Below are 20,232 nucleotides of genomic sequence, written 5' to 3'. Positions count from 1 at the left end.
CACCGAAGCGTTAGCGTAGCCCGTAGCACGCCGACCTTGTGGGCAAAAGCCCACAAGGGCACGCCCAAAAAAATAAAAAAATACATACTTCACTCAATTTCAGAATGAATGCTATGTGTTTTGAGTGGATTAGCATGGTTTTGAGCATATTCTTCTCTGTTTTTGAGAATGTCCAAAGCTAAAAATATAGCTTGTCTAAATGAATGCTCATTAGCTTTATTTTTGCCCACAATATCGTAAGCTGTACCATGGTCAGGTGATGTACGCACAATAGGTAAGCCCGCTGAATAATTAACCCCCTCCCCAAAAGCCAAAATTTTGAAAGGTATTAACCCCTGGTCATGATACATTGCTAAAATTCCATCAAAATTCTTGTAATTACCTGAACCAAAAAAGCTATCAGCAGGAAACGGACCCATGCACAGAATATTCTCTTTTTTAGCTGCTTTAATGGCAGGTAAAATAATTTCGTTCTCTTCGTTTCCTATCGTACCATTCTCCCCCGCATGGGGATTAAGCCCTAACACAGCAATCTTAGGCTTAGGAATATTAAAGTCCACTTTCAAACTCTGATGCATGACTTGTATTTTGGCTAATACTTTATCAGTTGAAAGTGCACTGACTATATTCTGAACAGGTACATGCCCCGTAACTAATCCTACACGAATAGACTCATGTATCATAAAAAGCATAGTGTTCGGACTATTGAAGTGGTGTGCAAAATATTCTGTATGTCCTGGAAATGGAAATCCACCTAACTGCATGGATTCTTTTTGTATAGGTGCAGTTACAATAGCCTCAATAATTCCGTTTTGGATATCTCTTACTGCCATATCCAAAGCCATTGCGGCTAATTTACCTGCATTAGCACTTATTTTGCCTACCTCTACTCGGTCAAGATTATCCGCAACATCTAACACATAAATTTTTTTTAGAGCAAGATTAGGTTGAGTTTGTCGAATGGGCTGAAATAAAAATTTCTCTATTTTTAAGTACTGCCTGTAATAATTGAGAACTTTTACAGAACCATAGATAACTGGAGTACAGTATTCTAACATAGAGCCATCTAAAAAAGTCTTAATAATAATCTCTGCAGAAATGCCGTTAATATCGCCTATCGTGATACCAATTCGCCTGCTCATAATGCAAAAGTAACTTTTTATGCTTTACAATGATAAGCAAATATGCATAAATTATGCCCATATTTCTATTTTTTTCTCTACTTTTGCTTAAAAAATGAGTGAAAAAGATATATTACAGACTGAAATTACGTATCTCAAAGGTGTAGGACCTAATAGAGCAAAGTTACTTAAACAGGAACTGAACATTCATACATACCAAGATTTAATAGAACTTTATCCACGCCGTTATGTAGATAGGACAAACAACCTCAAAATAAAAGATGTTCAAGAAGACGGCAAAACTGTGGTAGTAATTGGCAAAGTAGTGCATACTGAAATGATTGATAATGGAAGAAAAAAAAGATTTGTTACTTACTTAGATGATGGTACAGGAGTAGCAGAGTTAGTTTGGTTCCAGGGATTGAAGTGGATAGAAAAATATTTTACTTTAGGGGAAGAGATTGCTGCTTTTGGTAAGCCCACTTTATACGGTAGCCGTTTAACTTTTACTCATCCTGATATAGACAAACTAAGCGGAAATGAAGCCGCTGACATACCCAAAATTCTACCTGTGTACCCAAGTACAGAAAAACTTCGTGCTGCGGGCTTAGACCCCAGAGGCATACGGCGTTTGACCTATCAACTTTTACTGCAATTATACCAACAAAAATATACCTTTTCAGAAACCTTACCTCAAAGTCTTATTCAAGAAAAAAACTTAATGCCTAAACATCAAGCCATTTATAAAATTCATTTTCCGAATACTTTTGAAGAACTTAACCAAGCTAAATATCGCCTAAAATTTGAAGAATTTTTTTACTTTCAACTACAACTAGCTATCAGACAGGGAATAAACAAGCAAACCCACAAAGGATTTGTGATTCCTGCTCAAAGCTCTCTTTTGTTAGAGTATACCTCAAAGCACTTACCTTTTGAGCTTACTTCGGCACAAAAACGAGTAATACAAGAAATTGAAAAAGATTTAAGTTCAGGGATACAGATGAATCGTTTAGTACAAGGCGATGTAGGAAGTGGTAAAACTATGGTTGCTTTTTTGTCCATGCTTAATGTAATAGATGCAGGTTATCAGTGTGCTATGATGACCCCCACAGAAATTCTTGCAGAACAACACTTCAAAAACATTTCTAACTATGCCCATAAGATAGGAATTAACGTCGCTTTGCTCACAGGTTCAACTAAAAAGAAACAACGAGAGCAACTCTTACAAGCACTCAAACTTAACATGATTCATATTTTAATCGGTACGCATGCTCTATTGGAGGATGATGTACAGTTTTATAAGTTAGGTTTAGCCGTTATTGATGAGCAGCACCGATTTGGAGTGATGCAGCGAGCAAGGTTATGGCAAAAGAGTAGTTCTGACGGCAAACCCCCAGAGATATATCCGCATGTGTTAGTAATGACCGCCACGCCCATTCCCCGAAGCTTAGCCTTGACCTTGTACGGAGACTTAGATGTGTCTATTATTGATGAACTTCCCAAAGACCGAAAACCTGTCAAAACGGCAATACGTACAGAAAAAGACAGACCAAAAATTTATGAATTCATCCGACAGCAAATTAAGGAAGGCAGACAAGCTTATTTTGTTTACCCTTTGGTAGAACAATCTGAAAAACTGGACTTACAAGCAGTAACCGAAGGTTATACACATATACAGTCCATATTTCCTGAATATAGAGTAGGGCTGCTGCATGGCAAAATGCATCCTGCCGAGAAGGATGATGTTATGACTAAATTCAAACTCAATGTGTTTCAAATATTAGTGGCTACTACAGTTATTGAGGTAGGAGTAGATGTACCTAATGCATCAATTATGGTTATAGAGCACGCGGAACGATTTGGTTTAGCGCAGTTGCATCAATTGCGGGGGCGTGTAGGCAGAGGAGAGTATCAATCTTATTGTATTTTGATGACAGATTATCACCTTTCCGCAGATGGTAAAAAGCGCTTACAAACCATGGTAGAAACCAACGATGGCTTTAGAATATCGGATGTAGATTTAGAAATGAGAGGTCCTGGCGAAATATTTGGAACTCGCCAAAGTGGCTTACCTGATTTTAAGATAGCTAATATTTCTCAAGATGGTCAAATCTTACAAGAAGCCCGAAAAGCAGCTTTTAAGATTGTTGAGAAGGACCCTCATCTAAGGTTACCTGAACACGCCGTTATTTTAGAAAACTACCACAGACAAACCTCTCAAAAAGCAGAAATGAGCAGAGTGGGATAATAGCACATAATTTTTGAGCCTAAATAAGAAGTGATAAAATTTTAATTTTTATAATTAAAAAGTTAGATTAAGTTTTTAATTTTTTTTGGGCGTGTCCTTGTGGGCGTTTCGCTTGCGCTCATGCCCACAAGGTCGGCGTGCTTCGGGCTACGCTTACGCTTCGGTGCTACGCTTCGCTACGCACTGGGCTAACGCCCACCCTTCGCATGCCTCACGCAAAGGATCTCTGAAAAATTCATTTCTCTGTAAGTTATGCAAAGTTTTAGCTTGTAAGTGGTTGTACTTCAATCTTAAACAAGGTAAAGACATGATTGCAAAGGTCAATTGCGTGAGGGGCATGGAGCATGCCGATAGGCAGTACGAAGCGCAGCGAAGTACCGAAGCGAAGCGTAGTGCGGAATGCCCCGACCCTTGCGTCAGCAAGGGGCACGCCCAAAAAAATAAAATCATTTTCAGACCTAATACAATTGTGGTACTTTGTTCATTTTTCTACTCAATTTTTAAGAAGTTGTGCGTTTTGGACGGTTAGATGATTATGTAAGTTGCTCAAAAACAAAAATATATTTTGAAAAGTTTGCCTTAAAGTAAAAAACACTTGACAAGTCTTATTTTGTAGTGTAATTTTGCAGTCCCTTTTAAACACTGCGAGGTGGAGCAGTCGGCAGCTCGCTGGGCTCATAACCCAGAGGTCGCAGGTTCGAGTCCTGCCCTCGCTACAAGCAAAAGCTTCACTAAAAAGTGAAGCCTTTTTATTTTTTATGTCTGTACTATTTAAGCTTGGTCAGTTTGAGTTTAGTAACACAACTTTTATGCTTGTATTTGAATTTATTTGTAACATTGCAGTCAATAAGCTATGAGAAAGTACTATATCCTGTTTTTTATTGGCTTTGCTTGCTCTGCTATTGCCCAACAAAAGAAAAAAGATCCAGTTTTAGCCACAGTTGGCAAAGAGAAAATTACGAAATCGGAATTTGAGTACGTGTTCCAAAAAAGTAATGGGGGTTGGGACTCGGCTAAAAAGCAAACTGTAAAACAGTACGAAGATTATCTTAATCTTTACATTAAATTTAGGATGAAAGTGGCAGATGCCAAAAAAGCAGGTTTGGACAAAAATCCGCAGTTTCAAAAAGAATTAGAAGGATATAGGGCTAAACTTGCACCTTCCCATTTGATAGAAAAAGAAGTAACAGATAAACTTATAGAAGAAGCTTATCAAAGGTCAAAGTATGAAATTTGTGCAGGCTTTATTGCCATTACTATGACTAATCCGAATAGCCCCTTAGATACAGCTATGGCATACAGAAAGCTGATGGCTATTCGTGATTCTATTGTCAAGATGGGCAAATCGTTTGAAGAAATGCAAAAACGTCATTCTATGATTCAAAACGACTACAATTTAGACAAAACGATATATTTTTCTGTGTTTGATGTTCCTTCATATATTTTTGAAACTGTAGCTTACAATACTCCAGTAGGAGAAGTGTCCATGCCCATGCGGTCAAGAGATAGCTACTTTATTTTGAAGGTTTATGATAAGCGCCCAAATAGAGGTAAAATTAAGGTAGCTCATATAGTAGCCGCAGGTACAAAAGGAAAAATGAAGCCCGAAGACTCAACCAAAGCCGTAGCACGAATAAATGAAGCACTTCAAGAACTAAAAGCAGGCAAAAGTTTTGAGGAAGTAGCTCGTACATATTCCGAAGATAACACTACTAAAAACAATGGCGGCGTAATTAACGAATTTGTGTCTGCTTCTAAATTATATCCTGAATTTGCCCAAGCCGCTTTTGCACTTAAAAATGTAGGGGATTATTCTGAAATTGTACGCACTCCTGTGGGTTGGCATATTATCAAACTAATAGCGCGCGAAGGCGAAGTACCTTTTCAAAAACTTCGCCCTGAACTTAAAAGAAATGTACTTACCGACAGAGGAGGACGGTCAGATTACTACAAGTATAATGTATACGCCGAACGAATAAAAAAACAAAACAACTATTCCGTAGATATGAAAGGAATAGACAAAGCTATTCAAATGCTAGATACTCTCATTTCTAATGGCTCATGGCGACTAAGTCTCAAATGTACCGAACTCAACTACCCTATTATGACAATTGGCAAGCAAAAATACTCGGCTTACCAACTCTTGGATTATGCTGACAAAACTAAGCTACGTGGCGTTAAGGACCCCAAAGAAATTGTGTACGGTGCTATACTCAATTTTTCTCGCGAAAAAGCATTAGAGTATGACCAAATAGACATAGAAAAGCGCTATCCTGAATTTAAGTACTTAATGAACGAATATAGAGATGGTTTGCTTTTGTTCCAACAACTAGAAAACCGCGTTTGGAAGCGCGCTAGCGAAGACACCGTAGGATTGAGAAAATACTATGAAGCCCATAAAAACGACCCTAACTTTCAAACAGATAAAGAACGTATCAAAGCTACTATATATACCACCACATCTGAAGAAAAACGCAAACAAGTTCAAGAACTATTAGAGAAAAAATTACCTCGCGACTCAATTGCAAAACGAATGAATAAAGATGGGATAAATGTTACCATTGAGGAAGATTATTACGCAAAGGGGATTAACAAGTTTGTAGATATGGTTTATGACAAGGAAGTAGGACAAGCGCACCTGCTGCCTGAACAAGATAAAAAGTTCATTATTGTGTATACGCATAAAAAGTATCCGCCTGGCAACAAAGTTTTTGAGGAAGTCAGACCTATGTGTGTTACAGGATATCAAGAGCAATTAGAAAAAGAATGGATAGCTGAATTAGAAAAAACTTATCCTGTAAAAATCAACAGAGCAGTATTAGAGACTTTGTATAAATAAAAAGCCACAATATCTATTGAAAAGCGAGCACGTGTTTTGTGTTCGCTTTTTTTATTTTTTATTTTTTGGGCGTGCCCCTTGCTGACGCAAGGGTCGGGGCATTCCGCACTGCGCTTCGCTTCGGTACTTCGCTAACGCTTCGTACTGCCTAACGGCATGCTCCATGCCCCTCACGCAGATGACCTGTGCAGTTATGTCTTTACCTTGTTTAAGTTTGAAGTACAAGTATTTACAAGCTAAAACTTTGCATAAAGTGCCCTGAAATGGTTGTTTCAGAGATCCTTTGCGTGAGGCATGCGGAGGGTGGGCGTTAGCCCAGTGCGGAGCGAAGCGCAGCACCGAAGCGTCAGCGTAGCCCGTAGCACGCCGACCTTGCCCGCATGAGCATTAGCGAAACGCGGGCAAGGGCACGCCCAAAAAACTAAAACTTAACCTTGATCTAAAAAACAGGTTTAATGTGTATCAGGTTTAATGTGTATCATAGTTTAGGTTTTTGTTCGGATATCAAAAAAATAGTCCCCTGCTTAAATAGCAAGGGACCAAATAAATCCCACTTACATACTACTTAACTTTTACAGGTTCTACTGCGGGCTTTTTCTTACCAAAATCTAATACAATCGGAGTAGCAATGAAAATAGAAGAATACGTACCAACAATAATACCAATTAACAAAGCAAAATTAAACCCGCGTAACGTTTCACCTGCAAAGAACAGCACAATAACCGCAATCAAGGTTAAAATAGAGGTCATTAAAGTACGACTAAGCGTTTCATTGATAGCTTGATTGATGTTTGTACGCTCTTCTATGTTAGGATTTTTACGAAGTTTTTCGCGAATACGGTCAAACACTACTACGGTATCATTCATAGAGTAGCCCATAATGGTCAACACAGCCGCAATAAAGGCTTGGTCTAGCTCTAATGAGAAAGGTACAATCCCATTCAAAAGAGAGAAAACCGAGAATATCATCAACACATCATGGGCAAGTGCTATTACTGCACCTGTGCTAAATGTCCATCTACGGAAACGAATAAAGAGATAGGTAAATACTACTATCAAAGACAAGAAAATAGACTTGAAAGCACTATAAGTAATGTCCTTAGCTACTGTAGGACCTACTAATTGAGAAGAGAGAATAGTGGGTTCGCTGCCTGGGAAACTATTTCTCAATGAGTTAATAACTAAATTTTCTACTTCTTGGGCAGTTTTTTCATCTCGTTTATCTACTTTATAGTTTGTACGGATAAGGACTTGATTAGCACTACCGTAGGTTTTTACTTCGGGTGGACTTTGTAAAGGCTGGGTAAGCTTGCTGCGAATTTCTGATGTTTCAATGGGCTTGTTGAATCGTACATAATACTCTCTTCCTCCTTTGAAATCTACACCATAGCTCAAACCTCTTACTGCCATAGAGATAATTCCTAACGAAATAAAAATCCACGAACCAATAAAGAAGTATCTCCGTTTGCCCACAAAGTCAAAATTAAGCCCTTTGAATAGACTCATTGTGTAGCGGTTACCAAAAGTAATCGCATTATCATCATTTTTAGCAGCTAAATAATCAAATACGATACGAGTGAGTAATACTACGGTGAAAAGAGAACACAAAATACCAATAATGAGAGTAGTAGCAAAACCTTGAATAGGTCCAGAACCAAAACGGTACAATATGATACCTATGAGCAAAGTGGTAATGTTAGCGTCTAAAATAGAAGAAAGTGCATTTTTGAAACCTTCGCTAATAGCTAATTTTAATCGCTTACCTAAAGCTAATTCTTCGCGTATGCGTTCATACACTAATACATTTGCATCTACGGCTATACCTATGGTAAGCACTAAGCCTGCAATACCGGGCAAAGTGAGGGCTAGTCCAAAAGAAGCCAATACACCTATGATAAAGAATATATTCGCAATTAACATTAAATCAGCTACCCTGCCCGCTTTGTTGTAGTAAAAGCTCATCGCCAACATGATTAAGATAGTAGCAACAATAATAGACCATAGTCCTTGTCTAACAGCTTTTTGTCCTAATGATGGACCTATAACCTGCTCTTGTGCAATAATGATAGGCGCCATCATTCTACCTGAAACTAATACGTTAGCAAGGTCTTTGGCTTCATTTACGGTAAAATTGCCTGTAATTTGGGAACGCCCACCTGTAATTGCATAATTTACTCTTGGGTAAGAATACACTACATCATCTAACACAATGGCAATACATTTACCTACGTTATCTCCTGTTAGTCTGCGCCATATTTGTGTGCCGCGGGCGTTCATAGTCATATTTACTTCTGCTTCATTGTTATCTTGATTAAATCCTTGGGAAGCTTCTACTACTACATCGCCTTCTAAGGGTGCTTTATTTTCTTTGTTAGTGCGAATAGCAATCAGTTCAATAGCACCGACTAATTTATCTATACCTGCTTCTTTTTTAGTCATGGGTTTGGCTGCCCACAAAAATTTGACATCCGCAGGTAAAACAGTTTTTACATAAGGGTGTTTGAGAATCTTATTTATTTTACCCGTATCTGCTCTAAAAGCAGCTCCTACTAAAGGACCTTTGCCTAAACGGTTTTGGCTTCCCAATAAAAAGTAGTTCAACAGTCCAAAAAGTGGGTTTTCCTTTTTGAACTCTGCTTCACTTTGATTGGCATCTTTAGCAAGCAAAGAATCGCGTTTGCGCACAGAGTCTACTTTGGCTTTTAAGGTTGGATTTTTAGCTAGCACAGTGTCTTTTTTTAGCTCTTCGCTGGTTTTTCTGCGATACTCTTGGATTTGTTTCTCTAATTTTTGCTTAGCTTCGTACTTGGCACTATCTTCTTTGGTTTTGAGTTCAGGTTTAGGTTTTTCTTGTAAAATTTCTTTTGCTCGGTCGTTGGCTTGCTGCAAGTATGAAATGATGTCTTGAAATTCGTAAGTAGTCCAAAATTCTAGCTTAGCCGAACCTTGCAAAAGTTGACGCACGCGCTTGATAGAAAGGGTGTCTGTTACGCCAGGCAATTCGACCGTAATACGGTCTGTGTTGGGTATGCGTTGGATATTCGGTTGTGTCAAACCAAATTTATCTATACGTTTGCGAAGTACCTTGAAAGCATTTTCATTTGCTTCTTCTACTCGTTGATTGAGGTAGCTTTCTACCTCAGCGTTAGACGAACTTAAACTTAAACCGTTAGTAGCATTAGCAAAAAGAGTAGCTAATCTACCATTTGGGTTGTTTTTAAGGTAGCTTTGAACCATCAAGCTCACAAACGAAGCATTTTTAGTTTTTTGGAGTTCTTTTGCTTCGTTAATCGCTTTATTAAGCAACGGGTCTGCGGGGTTATTCGCTAAATTTCGTATAAGCTCGGATACTTGCACTTCTAAAACTACGTGCATGCCCCCGCGGAGGTCCAGTCCAAGGTTAATCGCTTTGCTTTTGTTGTCTAGGTAGTTTTGATAGTTCTTGGGATTTTCAAAATACTTTTCGCGATTAGCTTTGGACATCGCATTGATACGCCTATCATCTTGATAAGACGCAAATGTAAAATACAACTGATAGATACAGATTAAAGCCAATAAGGCAGTGAAAACTAAAATGAGACTTTTGTTTTTCATAAGACAAATGGAATTTTTTGGTTGATAATCAGTAATTTAGAAAAGAATGTAGTGGTTTTAATAAAATTCCGATAAGCAGCCAACGCAAAGCAAAAATGAAGTTTTTATGGCGCAGCTCGGAATTGCCCAATTTTGATTAACTCCACTTCGTTAGAATAAAAGTTTATATATTCTGTTGCATACCAAAAGAAAAGACAAATAGGTACAAAGAAAATGATGCTTTTTCGTTCTAAACCATCAGCTAATTTTTCAATAAGGGAATTAAACAGAGCAAAGGTTTCTTCTTGGATATGGGAGAGTTTAGTCCACATACGACCGCGCTTGCATACAATTTGAGTAAGGTATGCCGTGATGGAAACAGCTACAAAAATTACTGCGCGGTAATTCATAACAAAAGGGACTGCAAAACTATAATTCTTTTTGAGCTTTGTCAAGTTTTTATCATTTTAGCCAGCATAAGTGGCTGTGTGAATAAATTAAAAAACCTCTTGCACACAGCAAGAGGTTTTAGTCAGATCTAATATTGCTTACTTTTTCTCTTCAAGAGTTACGCCTGCAGGTAGAGGTTGAGGCTCTTTCAAAGCTTTACTGTTGCGCATAGTGATTTTGCCGTCTTTTACAACAATTTGTTTTTTAACAACGGATTCTTTGTACTTTTCAGTAAGCTCAGCAATGCGTTTTGCTTCTTCTTCTTGTCTTTTCTTCTCTTCAGCTTGTTTTATGGATTCTTGTCTTTTAGCTTCTTTAGCTGCGCTTTCAGCTTTGCGAATAGACTCTTGTCTTTCTTTTTCTTTTTTGCCACCACCGCAAGCAGTGAAGGCGAACATTCCAGCCACAAGGGCGAAGATTGCTAGCTTTTTCATAGTTGTTGTTTTGATTAAGTACCGCAAAAATAGAACACTTTTCTGAACTGTGCAAATTTTTTTTTAAAATCACACAATAAAATTCCAAGTTTTACGTTAACATATATTTTGCTACACAGGTTATTTGATTGATATTCAGTAATTTCAACAGGCACACAAATCATATTAATTTTTTGTATCTTGTTTTTGTATTTGAATGTATTGAGCATCGCGCTTGCGAATGGAAAGAATCGTATTGCCTACTTTAATCGCAATAGGGTCGCCTAATGGGGCAATATTCACTACTTCTAAACTAGCTTGCGGCGTGCAGCCCATATTTAACAAATAAAATTGCACCTGAAGATTAGTAATTTGGGATATGTAGCCTTTGTCGCCTACTTTTAACTCTGCAAGTTTCAACATGGCTTAATTTTATTTAGACAGAATTTAAACACAAAAATAAGGCTTCCAACCCAAACAAGCAAGAAGGCTTTACAAAAGCTGTTATCTTACATCTGCACAAAGAAGCAGTTATCTAAAGATTGAATTTTATTTTTTTGGGCGTGCCCTTGTGGGCTTTTGCCCACAAGGTCGGCGTGCTTCGGGCTACGCTTCGCTTCGGTGCTGCGCTTCGCTCCGCACTGGGCTAACGCCCACCCTCCGCATGCCTCACGCAAGGAATCTCTGAAACAACCGTTTCTCTGTATGTCAATCCCACTTAACTCAACAAATTATGTTTTTTGAGAAACTTCTCATCTACACCCGCAATCTCCATAACCTCCTCAACAGAAAAACCTTTCTGCAACAACTTTTGAACAGTACGTATTTTTTCTTGCTCTAATTGTTCCGCACGTTGCTTTTCTTGTTCTGCGCGTTGTTTTTCTTGCTCTGCACGTTGCTTTTCTTGCTCTAATTCCTTCTCCCGCTTTTTGAGCCGCTTCTCTAAACGCAACACCTTCTTATCTAACTTCCCAAACATCTCCTCGTACGCCATCTCCGCAAACTCCTCATCATTGAGCTTCTCCCTCAACTGCTCATCCGCATTCGCCCTCTCTAATCGCTTGACAATTAAACTAATATCCTTGTCCTTCGGAACATACGGCAAATTCAACGTACGATTACCCGGCTTGACATCACTCAACCGATACTCCTGATTGAACAAATCTAACAACTCCCCTAACCGCGTCCCCAACACAGGTCTTAACCTCGGCACTTGTATCACATACGTCTGATGCGTCAATTTTTCTAAAAATTCAGAAGAAGCATTTACATTTTTTTCACCAAAAAGGTCCTGACATACAGGATGAGCGCGTACCGCAGCAAAAGGCAAATCTTTGAGCTCAAAACCTAATATGTATATCGTAATGATAGGTAAGTCATCGGATTGGTATTGTTGTGCAAGGTAGCCCCTGAAACGCAATAGGTCTGCGTGATAACTTCGGTTAGACTTTTGAATTTCTATCAAAACTTTGGTTTTCTTTTTATGTTCATCTACAATTTCGGCGATAAAGTCTAATCTTTGGATGAGCAAGCGGGTTACATCTGCATCGGCTTTTTGGTAAGTTTTTTCTTGGGGTTTGAGTTTGATGCTCTTTATTTTTTTGTTGATGAGGATACCGATGAAGCGTTTAGCTACGGCTTCATCTTCCATCATGTATTTGAATACGGCGTCGAATATAGGGTTGGCAATGTAGGTCATATTACAAAGATACGAAAAAGGATAGGTTGAAGGAGTGTGAGACTAAATTGCGTGAGGGGCATGGAGCATGCCCGTCAGGGCAGTGCGTAGCGTTAGCGAAGCACCGAAGCGATAGCGTAGTGCGGAATGCCCCGACCCTTGCGTCAGCAAGGGGCACGCCCAAAAAAATCAAATCATAAACTTAACATAAATTCAATTTTTAACTAGAATGGTCATAGACAATGACCCATTTTTTGTCAATGTACTTAAAAATAAGGGAAAAAATGCCTTGTAAATTCCCTATGCTTCTTGTAAGCATCCACCTACCTGTAACTACAGCAGCATTCGAACTTATTCCTTGTATATTGAGAATTTCAAATTTTAGTGTTCCCATAGCTGCTTTGTCAGGATAGTTCTTTTTGTAATTTTCTAATGTAGCTTTCCAGCCCTTAGTCAATCCATTCTTTCCAATAAATTTCAAAGAATCAGACTTCCAATAAGCTTCCATAAAGCCTTCAATATCTTGCCTATTCCAAGCCTCTACTTGTTTATTTAATACTTGTAATATTGCTTCCTTGTCTTTTGGTCTTAATTCTTGGGCTTGGGACAAATACAAACCTATAAACCAATTCAGTAGCATGCTGAACAAAGATAATAACCGCAAAGGGTAATGTAAAGTCCTTGCAAAAATCATAACAAAAAATTAAAGTTTTATTTACATAAAAGTAGACTCATTGGACTAATAACCTTCCAATACACACATTACCGCTACTCTGAACTTTGATAAGATACAATCCTTTGGGTAAGTGCTTAGTAAGAATTTGAAATTCATGTTGATGTATGCTTTGTTTAAGTACTGTTTTACCTTGCATGTTTGTACATTCAAGCTCGGCGTTTTGTAAGGATATATTGGCAGGCAAACGGACAGTACAAACCTCCGAAGCAGGGTTAGGGTATAGTTCCATTTGGTCCACAAAAACATTTATGGAATTGACATAACTTGAAATAGGTTCTACTTTTTTGCCCAAAGCATATTCGCCAGGTATAAGAGTATCTACCCTGATAGCACCGCGCTTATCAAACTTGTTAGTACCTGGCAATAAAGTAGCTCTTTTAAGCATTTGCCAGGGTTGAGTAGCATCCTTTCTGTACATCATTACTAAGCTATCTTCTGTGCCATCAATAAAAGTGTTGTCTATATATCCTGTTGAGGTTAAAGTGCCATCATATCTGAATGTACCATGTGTAACGAAATTAGTAGGAAAATGACCTGAAACCGTCCAGTAGTGATAATCGGAGAGTATAATGTTATTGTGTGCAATTTTACCTTCTGGCGCTACCCAATCGTGAGTGATACGAATACGTGCAGTACCATCACCAAGATTGGTAGTATTTAGAGTAACATTTGTTTCTTTCATTACAAAACTGCCCGTAGTGTTAATGGTAGCTTCAAAGTCGGATACGGCATCAGATACTTTTTCCCATCGGTCAATAGCAAACCAAGTAGGTTCAAAAGGAATATTAGTTAAAGTTACGGATTGTTTAGCTTGGTTTATAACAAAAGTTTGTGTATAGTGCTGCGAAGGTCCTTTACAAGCAGAGATAGGTACTTTCATGTTGAACAAATTGGGCGCACCTTTTAATCGTTGGCGCACATAGACAATCGCGTCGTATAGTCCTCCCCCTTTATCAATTATTTTAGTTGAGTCAATAGAAAAGTGTGGAAATCCTGGGTTAAACACCCAGTTATTGAAAAAGTCAGTTAGGTCTATACCACTATGAGCAGAGAGCGCATCTCTAAGTTGAGTAGAATTAGCATTGCCAAAACCATACGTAGCAAGGTAGTGTTTTACGGCAGGAAAAAACTTATCATCGCCCATGTAGTAACGAAGAGTATGTACTACATCTGCTCCTTTTTCATAAACCGTAGAGCCATAAGTCAAATGATGGGGTACACCTGATAGGGCATAATATCCTGAGTCTTTCAAAGGGGTATGGGTAAGCTGCAAAACTTCTCTGTGGTTAGTACGTACATAGTCTTTGTATTTTGTAGTGTCGTAAGCAACTTCCATAAACATAGCTTCGTTGTAAGCAGCCCATCCTTCATTGAGCCACATATCCCCTTCTGTTTGACAGGTTACGTAATCACCAAACCAATGATGCGCTAATTCATGAGCATATAAAAATTCGTATGCGGTACCAATAGCATAGCTACTCATGTGAATAGAAGTAGCATGCTCCATTGCTCCACCTAAGAAAGGTACACAAATAAATCCAATTTTATCCCACACGTGAGGTCCCCAGCGTTGGATATCATATTTGACTGCACTATCTAAACGGACATACATATTTTTAACGGCAGTAGTGTCCGAAGGTCTTGCAGCAAATTGCACAGGAATACCGTGAGAAGTCCTATGTAAAGTAGCATAATCAGCTATAGCTACTGCGGCTAAGTAAGCAGGTATAGTTTGATGCAGTTTCCAGTGCCATGTTTTAGTGCCATTAGCGTTAGTGGTTACTCCTTGCAGTAGTCCATTGCAAAAGGCTTTATGATTAGGAATAGTTGTGATAAAAAATTCAAAATAAGCTCTATCTGTAAATTCATCAATACAAGGGAACCATACTCGCCCAAAGCTATGAGGATTAGCCTTAAAGCCTACACCTATGTTGTAAATGTATGGATTTTGAAAGTAAAAGCCGCCAAATTTAGGATCTTGTTGAGGTTTACCTTTGTAAAACACTTGCACATTAAGTGTATCGTTTGTACTAAGTGCAGCCGTAGAAATTCGGATGAGTGTGTTATCATAAGTATAAGGGGCTATTGTGTTATTTACCTTGATAGAGTCAATAGTGAGCTTATAGAGCATAAGTGTAATTTTGTTAATTCCATTGATTTTAGGTTTAAGTTTTACAACAGTGTTTCCTCGCAAAGTTTTGGCAGCAACTGTGGGCAGACCTAAGCTATCAAAATTTAGGCTGATGGTATATTGTAAGACATCTAGTGTGTCCGAGAGTTTGTAAATGGAACTCTGTTCTCTCAACATTGACGTAAGTTGAAGAAAAGCTTTCTTTTTAGACTGACAGTCTATGTACTCACCTTGTGCAAAAGCAAAACAAATACTTACCCAAAGTAAGAAAACGGTAGGTGCTTTTTTCATTTGTGTAAAGATACAATCTTTTTGCGTTAAAACAAAACGCTGACTTAAAATACTGTTTTCAGATAAATTTTACTTTTTTAGGCACAGGAGTTTGGAAAGCTTGAACAAAAAGGTTAGTTTTGAACGCACTTTAATTAAAAATTTTCAAATCTATGCGTGGCGTAAATAAAGCAATTATTCTCGGTACAGTGGGGAGAGATCCCGAAGTCAGAGTATTTGAAAATGGTGAGATTGTTACTTTCTCATTAGCTACCAATGAAGTCTACAAAGACAGATTGGGCAATCTTGTAGAAAAAACTGAATGGCATAATATTGTCATTGGTATTCCAAATTTGTGTGAAATTGCTAAAAAGTATGTAAGGAAGGGGGACATTGTTTACGTAGAAGGACGAATAGTTTCTCGCCAATATGAAAGACCTGAAATACCGAATGTCAAATTTACTTCTTATGATATCAAAGTAAATTCCCTGACTTTGGTCAGCTCTAAGCAAAGAAGTGCTGAAAGTCTACAAAGTGAGGAAAATGTTGCTGATGCTCCTCCTCATATAGAAGCCCAGCAAGAATTGAACAGTCAAGAAGATGATTTGCCATTCTAAAAAAGTTCTTAAATTTGCACTGCTTTGGACGCAGAGGACCCAGTATCGTGCTTCTTAAATATTATTTTAGATTTTGTAGCATTCGGCTTTGAGGATGCTATCACGGTAATAGCAATTTTGCTTTTACTTTTTTTCTCTTCCTTGATATCAGGTTCTGAAGTTGCTTTTTTTTCTCTAACTCATGAGCAGGTAGAAAGCTTCAAGAGTAGCAAAAGTCGCCGAGAAAATAAAATATACCGTTTGCTCAGCAAACCCAAAGAACTGATTGCTACACTGCTTATTCTCAATAACTTCATCAATATTATTATTGTGATTTTGGTCGCTGTACTAGCGGAAAAATACTTAGTAGGCTACTTGAACCTTTCCCAATGGGAACTATTTGCTGTAGAAACAGTTTCAACTACGTTAGTAATTATTTTTGTAGCCGAAGTAACTCCTAAAGTATATGCCTCTCAAAGGAATGTACAGTTTGCTAAAAACACAGTTTATATTTTGGAATACGGGCAAAAAATATTCAAACCTTTTGTGTATGCCCTAGTAGCAGGGACAAACTGGTTTGAAAAACTTAAAGACAAGCAAAAGCAGAAAGAAATAGACACACAAGAACTAATAAACGCAATAGAACTAACTTCTGACCACGATACGCCCATTGAGGAGAAAAAAATTCTTAAAGGAATTGTTAACTTTGGAAATATTGTAGCCCGACAAATAATGACCCCAAGGCTAAATATAGTAGCCCTACCTATTGACGCCCCTTTTAGCAAAGTTTTACAAAATATTCGTGAAAATCGCTATTCTCGCATACCTGTGTACAGAGATAAAGATAGGCGTGAAGATATTGTAGGTATATTGTATGTCAAGGATATTCTACCTTTCATCAATGAAAAAGATAATTTTGCTTGGCAAAACCTACTTAGAGAACCTTACTTCATTCCTGAAACCAAAAAAATTGATGATCTTTTTTATGAGTTTAAGCAAAAACATGTCCATTTAGCTATTGTAGTAGATGAATACGGAGTAGTCGTAGGACTGGTAACTATGGAAGATGTGATTGAGGAGATTGTTGGGGAAATTCATGATGAAGCAGAAGAAATAGAAAATTTTTACACAAAGGTCAACGATACTACTTACTTATTTGATGCTAAAACTAGCTTAACAGACTTTTGCAAAGTTCTCAATCTTGACCCTGAAATTTTTAATCAAATAAAAGGTGAAACCGAAACCTTAGGCGGTTTAATTTTAGAGCAACATGGGCGTATGCCCGCTAAAAATCATCAATTTACTTTTAGTAATCTCAAATTTATAGTAGATGCCGTAAGCAAACGTAGAATTGTTCGTATTAAAGTGATTGTATTGCAAACCGCACCTATTCAGGAAACCTAATTTTTATTTAATCCATAGAATCACTACGCTAAAAAATCTTTCTACTGAAACGTATTTTTCTTTTAGTCATAGCACTCATCAAAACTCCTGCTAGCACCATACACATTCCTACTACTGCCCAAAATGGATATGTTTCATGAAAAAGAAAATAACCAAATGCCGATGCGTATAAAATACCTACATAGCTGAATATCACTACTTTATTAGCTTCCTCATGCTGGTATGATAAAGTTAAAAATACTTGTCCAATTTGAGTAGTGATACCTGTGGAAATTAGCCAAAATAGGTCTATCCAAGTAGGTACCTGCCAATACCCCATTAAACAAATCAAAAATGCAATAGGAAAAGTTACTAATGGAAAATAAAGCACAGTTAGAATAGGTCTTTCGGTTTTACCAAGTTGTCTGACAAAATTGTAGCTTAATCCTGAAATAGCTGCGCCGCTTATTCCTACAAAAAAGTCAAAAAAAGAAATGCGTATGTCAAACCCTTTGACCATGATTATCCCTGCAAAAGATAAAGCGAAAAATAGCCACTGCACAGATGCGAACTGCTCTTGATAAATGTATTTTGCCAAAATTGCAGTCATGATGGGCGCTAAGTAGTACAAGGTCATAGCAGAAGCTAAGGGCATATTTTGAAGAGTATATACGTAGCAAAATAAAGCTAATGTACCTGTTACACCTCTTGCCACAAGCAGCTTAGTGTTATTACCGAACACATCTAACCTTTGTTGAAAAATAATAGGTAGGGATAACAACAACTGTACTCCTGCTCTGAACACCATCACCTCTGAAACAGGTAAATGCTTGACAAACTTAATGCACACATTCATTATGGCAAAAGTAAAAGAAGCCAAGAGCATGTAAATAATTCCCTTGTTGTTCCACATTTTTAAGCCAACCTACTTTTGCAAATTTTTGATAAAACCTAATGTTTAGCTATTTTCATGGATTGAAGTAGCTGAAAATAGCGTTCTTTTATTTTGTCATGAGTTAAGTGCATAATTCCATTTGGTCCAAATTCCTCAACACAGAAACTTGCCATTACACTACCGTACAAAACTGCATGTTTCATGGCTTCAAATGAAATATACTGTTGTTGAGAGAGATAGCTAATAAAACCTGCGGCAAAACAATCCCCTGCGCCTGTGGGATCTACAACGCGGTCTAGAAGTAAGGCAGGGCTATTAAAAAACTCTCCTGTTTTAGCAAAAAGCATAGCGCCATGTTCGCCTTTTTTGATAACTAAAATTTTAGGTCCCATAGCAAGAATAGCTTGGGCAGCATGTTTAAGATTTTTAAGGTTACTCAATTGGCGGGCTTCTTCATCGTTAATAACAAGCACATCCGTTAATTTAAGCGTTTCTATTAAACTGCTGCGTGCAGTTTCCATCCAAAAGTTCATAGTATCCATTACTACTAACTTGGGACGTTTTTGCAATTTTTGTAACACGCTGCGTTGAATATCTGGCGCAAGATTACCCAACATCACAAATTCAGCTTGTTGGTGTATAGGCAGAATTTTAGGTTCAAAATTTGCTAACACATTCAGTTCGGTTATCAAAGTATCCCGAGAGTTCATATCTTCATGGTATCGCCCTGACCAAAAAAAAGACTTTTCGTTCGGTTTGATTTCCAATCCTTCTACGTTGATATTTCTTTTTTTGAAGTCCTCAATAGCAGAAGCAGGAAAATCTCCACCTACCACACTAACTAAATAGACTTCTTTAGAAAAATAACTGCTTACAATTGAAATATAAGTAGCTGCTCCGCCAATAATCTTGTCTGTTTTTCCAAAAGGTGTCTCAATGGCATCAAAAGCTACTGAACCTACTACCAAAATACTCATACAGCGCAAAAGTACATATTTTTCAATGCCCTGATACAAGCTTTTTTGAGTTTTTACTCTCTAACATTCGCCCAAATTTGACGCCAGTCTGAAAAAAAGAAAATATTTGTGTCAATTCTTTCGGTGCTTCAGCTACTGTATAGCCACTATTATCCGCACAAATATCCGAAGCATAGTACTTTACGCGTATTCCTATACCTGCATACAGGTCATAAACCCAAAACCGCGAAGTAATCCTGGGCTTACCCCAATTGACAGACAAACCTACCACATCTTTTAAGCTGTATATAGTACAATTTTGCTTCTTCAAAGGTTGGTAGTCAATTACTTTAACAAAAAAATCTACCTGAAAATAGCGAGAAACTTGTGTGTTTTGTTTAATAATTTCTTTGTAACGGCGATAGTTAGTTCGTAGTACGTATCCTTCTGTAAGTAAAATTTGTCTTTCATCAATAAAATTAGGTAAAAAAAACCTATCGGTATAATCTGAAAAAATAAAGCCCCCGCCAAACTCCACAGCGCTACGTTTGCTAAAATGTTTTTCTACCAAAATTCCAGCCTGACCTGTTATCAAGTGAATAAGCTCTGTTTTCAGTATTATTCTATCTGTGTATCGGCTTTGGGCGTAAGATAAAGCATACAAAAAACAAAATGCCATTAACCAAAGAAATTTGATAGTTTTACGTACCACTGTACAAAAGTATAAAAATTAACCTATAAGAGTTTGCCATCCAACAAGTTTTTTTAGCTTATTTGCCTATGTTTAAACTGCATTAAAAAAAACAAAAAACAAATGGAAGCTCGCCACGAAACAGTGATGTAATGTTTAGGTCTAAAAAAATTTCAACTTTTTATTTTTTGGGCGTGCCCCTTGCTGACGCAAGGGTCGGGGCATTCCGCACTGCGCTTCGCTTCGGTACTT

The 20,232-nt window shown here is 37.8% G+C and carries 19 protein-coding genes and 1 tRNA gene; 7 read left to right on the top strand and 13 right to left on the bottom strand.

What is annotated here, in order from left to right:
- Positions 1-89 precede the first annotated feature (89 nt).
- A complete protein-coding gene (gene pdxA / locus NZ519_04210; GenBank protein MCS7027946.1) occupies positions 90-1,142 on the bottom strand; it encodes a 4-hydroxythreonine-4-phosphate dehydrogenase PdxA in 1,053 nt (350 codons plus the stop codon).
- A gap of 94 nt (positions 1,143-1,236) precedes the next feature.
- Between pdxA and recG the strand changes: the two genes are divergently transcribed.
- From recG to NZ519_04190, 4 genes are all read left to right on the top strand, one after another.
- The gene (recG, locus tag NZ519_04205) at positions 1,237-3,369 is read left to right on the top strand and encodes an ATP-dependent DNA helicase RecG (protein ID MCS7027945.1); all 2,133 of its coding nucleotides are present in this window, start codon (positions 1,237-1,239) and stop codon (positions 3,367-3,369) included.
- Between the two features lie 85 nt (positions 3,370-3,454).
- Positions 3,455-3,898 carry a hypothetical protein gene (locus tag NZ519_04200; GenBank protein MCS7027944.1) on the top strand — a complete coding sequence of 148 codons (444 nt, stop codon included), beginning with the start codon at positions 3,455-3,457 and terminating at the stop codon, positions 3,896-3,898.
- 114 nt (positions 3,899-4,012) lie between these two features.
- Positions 4,013-4,085: transfer RNA gene (locus NZ519_04195), tRNA-Met, on the top strand.
- 137 nt (positions 4,086-4,222) lie between these two features.
- Positions 4,223-6,208, top strand: coding sequence for a peptidylprolyl isomerase (locus NZ519_04190; protein ID MCS7027943.1), 1,986 nt, complete (start codon positions 4,223-4,225; stop codon positions 6,206-6,208).
- A gap of 51 nt (positions 6,209-6,259) precedes the next feature.
- On the opposite strand, the gene NZ519_04185 is transcribed toward NZ519_04190, so the two are convergent.
- The 7 genes from NZ519_04185 to NZ519_04155 all read right to left on the bottom strand — a co-directional run bounded on the left by NZ519_04185 (position 6,260) and on the right by NZ519_04155 (position 12,343).
- Entirely contained in the window at positions 6,260-6,433 is a 174-nt protein-coding gene (locus tag NZ519_04185; GenBank protein MCS7027942.1) for a hypothetical protein, read from the bottom strand.
- A gap of 336 nt (positions 6,434-6,769) precedes the next feature.
- The gene (secDF, locus tag NZ519_04180) at positions 6,770-9,802 is read right to left on the bottom strand and encodes a protein translocase subunit SecDF (GenBank protein ID MCS7027941.1); all 3,033 of its coding nucleotides are present in this window, start codon (positions 9,800-9,802) and stop codon (positions 6,770-6,772) included.
- 104 nt (positions 9,803-9,906) lie between these two features.
- Positions 9,907-10,191, bottom strand: coding sequence for a hypothetical protein (locus NZ519_04175; protein MCS7027940.1), 285 nt, complete (start codon positions 10,189-10,191; stop codon positions 9,907-9,909).
- 138 nt (positions 10,192-10,329) lie between these two features.
- A complete protein-coding gene (locus NZ519_04170) occupies positions 10,330-10,665 on the bottom strand; it encodes a hypothetical protein (protein ID MCS7027939.1) in 336 nt (111 codons plus the stop codon).
- A gap of 165 nt (positions 10,666-10,830) precedes the next feature.
- Positions 10,831-11,067, bottom strand: coding sequence for a ferrous iron transport protein A (locus tag NZ519_04165; protein ID MCS7027938.1), 237 nt, complete (start codon positions 11,065-11,067; stop codon positions 10,831-10,833).
- Positions 11,068-11,153: 86 nt separating this feature from the next.
- The gene (locus NZ519_04160) at positions 11,154-11,321 is read right to left on the bottom strand and encodes a hypothetical protein (GenBank protein ID MCS7027937.1); all 168 of its coding nucleotides are present in this window, start codon (positions 11,319-11,321) and stop codon (positions 11,154-11,156) included.
- Between the two features lie 41 nt (positions 11,322-11,362).
- Positions 11,363-12,343 (bottom strand): hypothetical protein, encoded by a 981-nt coding sequence (locus tag NZ519_04155; GenBank protein MCS7027936.1) that lies wholly within the window; start codon positions 12,341-12,343, stop codon positions 11,363-11,365.
- A 26-nt stretch (positions 12,344-12,369) separates the two neighbouring features.
- On the opposite strand from NZ519_04155, the gene NZ519_04150 reads away from it, so the two are divergent.
- A complete protein-coding gene (locus tag NZ519_04150; GenBank protein ID MCS7027935.1) occupies positions 12,370-12,522 on the top strand; it encodes a hypothetical protein in 153 nt (50 codons plus the stop codon).
- A 20-nt stretch (positions 12,523-12,542) separates the two neighbouring features.
- Here the strand turns inward: NZ519_04150 and NZ519_04145 are convergent, their stop codons facing one another.
- Positions 12,543-12,962, bottom strand: coding sequence for a nuclear transport factor 2 family protein (locus NZ519_04145; protein ID MCS7027934.1), 420 nt, complete (start codon positions 12,960-12,962; stop codon positions 12,543-12,545).
- Between the two features lie 91 nt (positions 12,963-13,053).
- Complete coding sequence (locus NZ519_04140) at positions 13,054-15,480, bottom strand: M1 family aminopeptidase (protein MCS7027933.1); 2,427 nt, start codon at positions 15,478-15,480, stop codon at positions 13,054-13,056.
- A gap of 152 nt (positions 15,481-15,632) precedes the next feature.
- On the opposite strand from NZ519_04140, the gene ssb reads away from it, so the two are divergent.
- On the top strand, positions 15,633-16,076 hold the full coding sequence (gene ssb, locus NZ519_04135) for a single-stranded DNA-binding protein (GenBank protein ID MCS7027932.1): 444 nt from the start codon (positions 15,633-15,635) through the stop codon (positions 16,074-16,076).
- Positions 16,077-16,100: 24 nt separating this feature from the next.
- Positions 16,101-17,459 (top strand): gliding motility-associated protein GldE, encoded by a 1,359-nt coding sequence (gldE, locus tag NZ519_04130; protein MCS7027931.1) that lies wholly within the window; start codon positions 16,101-16,103, stop codon positions 17,457-17,459.
- A gap of 28 nt (positions 17,460-17,487) precedes the next feature.
- Here gldE and NZ519_04125 read toward each other — a convergent pair whose 3' ends face one another.
- From NZ519_04125 to NZ519_04115, 3 genes are read right to left on the bottom strand one after another with little or no spacing between them, the layout of a single operon-like run.
- Positions 17,488-18,351 carry a DMT family transporter gene (locus NZ519_04125; GenBank protein ID MCS7027930.1) on the bottom strand — a complete coding sequence of 288 codons (864 nt, stop codon included), beginning with the start codon at positions 18,349-18,351 and terminating at the stop codon, positions 17,488-17,490.
- Between the two features lie 38 nt (positions 18,352-18,389).
- Positions 18,390-19,310 carry a PfkB family carbohydrate kinase gene (locus NZ519_04120; GenBank protein ID MCS7027929.1) on the bottom strand — a complete coding sequence of 307 codons (921 nt, stop codon included), beginning with the start codon at positions 19,308-19,310 and terminating at the stop codon, positions 18,390-18,392.
- A gap of 22 nt (positions 19,311-19,332) precedes the next feature.
- Complete coding sequence (locus NZ519_04115) at positions 19,333-20,001, bottom strand: hypothetical protein (GenBank protein MCS7027928.1); 669 nt, start codon at positions 19,999-20,001, stop codon at positions 19,333-19,335.
- Between the last annotated feature and the right edge of the window lie 231 nt (positions 20,002-20,232).

This window comes from Bacteroidia bacterium, assembly GCA_025056095.1.
Lineage (GTDB): Bacteria > Bacteroidota > Bacteroidia > JANWVE01 > JANWVE01 > JANWVE01.
This window is presented reverse-complemented; position numbering and strand designations above follow the sequence as displayed.

What these genes read in the sequence shown, in the direction of transcription:
- pdxA (MCS7027946.1), bottom strand. Translation starts at nt 1,142, where the DNA reads ATGAGCAGGCGAATTGGTATCACGATAGGCGATATTAACGGCATTTCT.
- recG (MCS7027945.1), top strand. Translation starts at nt 1,237, where the DNA reads ATGAGTGAAAAAGATATATTACAGACTGAAATTACGTATCTCAAAGGT.
- NZ519_04190 (MCS7027943.1), top strand. Translation starts at nt 4,223, where the DNA reads ATGAGAAAGTACTATATCCTGTTTTTTATTGGCTTTGCTTGCTCTGCT.
- secDF (MCS7027941.1), bottom strand. Translation starts at nt 9,802, where the DNA reads ATGAAAAACAAAAGTCTCATTTTAGTTTTCACTGCCTTATTGGCTTTA.
- NZ519_04175 (MCS7027940.1), bottom strand. Translation starts at nt 10,191, where the DNA reads ATGAATTACCGCGCAGTAATTTTTGTAGCTGTTTCCATCACGGCATAC.
- NZ519_04170 (MCS7027939.1), bottom strand. Translation starts at nt 10,665, where the DNA reads ATGAAAAAGCTAGCAATCTTCGCCCTTGTGGCTGGAATGTTCGCCTTC.
- NZ519_04165 (MCS7027938.1), bottom strand. Translation starts at nt 11,067, where the DNA reads ATGTTGAAACTTGCAGAGTTAAAAGTAGGCGACAAAGGCTACATATCC.
- NZ519_04155 (MCS7027936.1), bottom strand. Translation starts at nt 12,343, where the DNA reads ATGACCTACATTGCCAACCCTATATTCGACGCCGTATTCAAATACATG.
- NZ519_04145 (MCS7027934.1), bottom strand. Translation starts at nt 12,962, where the DNA reads ATGCTACTGAATTGGTTTATAGGTTTGTATTTGTCCCAAGCCCAAGAA.
- NZ519_04140 (MCS7027933.1), bottom strand. Translation starts at nt 15,480, where the DNA reads ATGAAAAAAGCACCTACCGTTTTCTTACTTTGGGTAAGTATTTGTTTT.
- ssb (MCS7027932.1), top strand. Translation starts at nt 15,633, where the DNA reads ATGCGTGGCGTAAATAAAGCAATTATTCTCGGTACAGTGGGGAGAGAT.
- NZ519_04125 (MCS7027930.1), bottom strand. Translation starts at nt 18,351, where the DNA reads ATGTGGAACAACAAGGGAATTATTTACATGCTCTTGGCTTCTTTTACT.
- NZ519_04120 (MCS7027929.1), bottom strand. Translation starts at nt 19,310, where the DNA reads ATGAGTATTTTGGTAGTAGGTTCAGTAGCTTTTGATGCCATTGAGACA.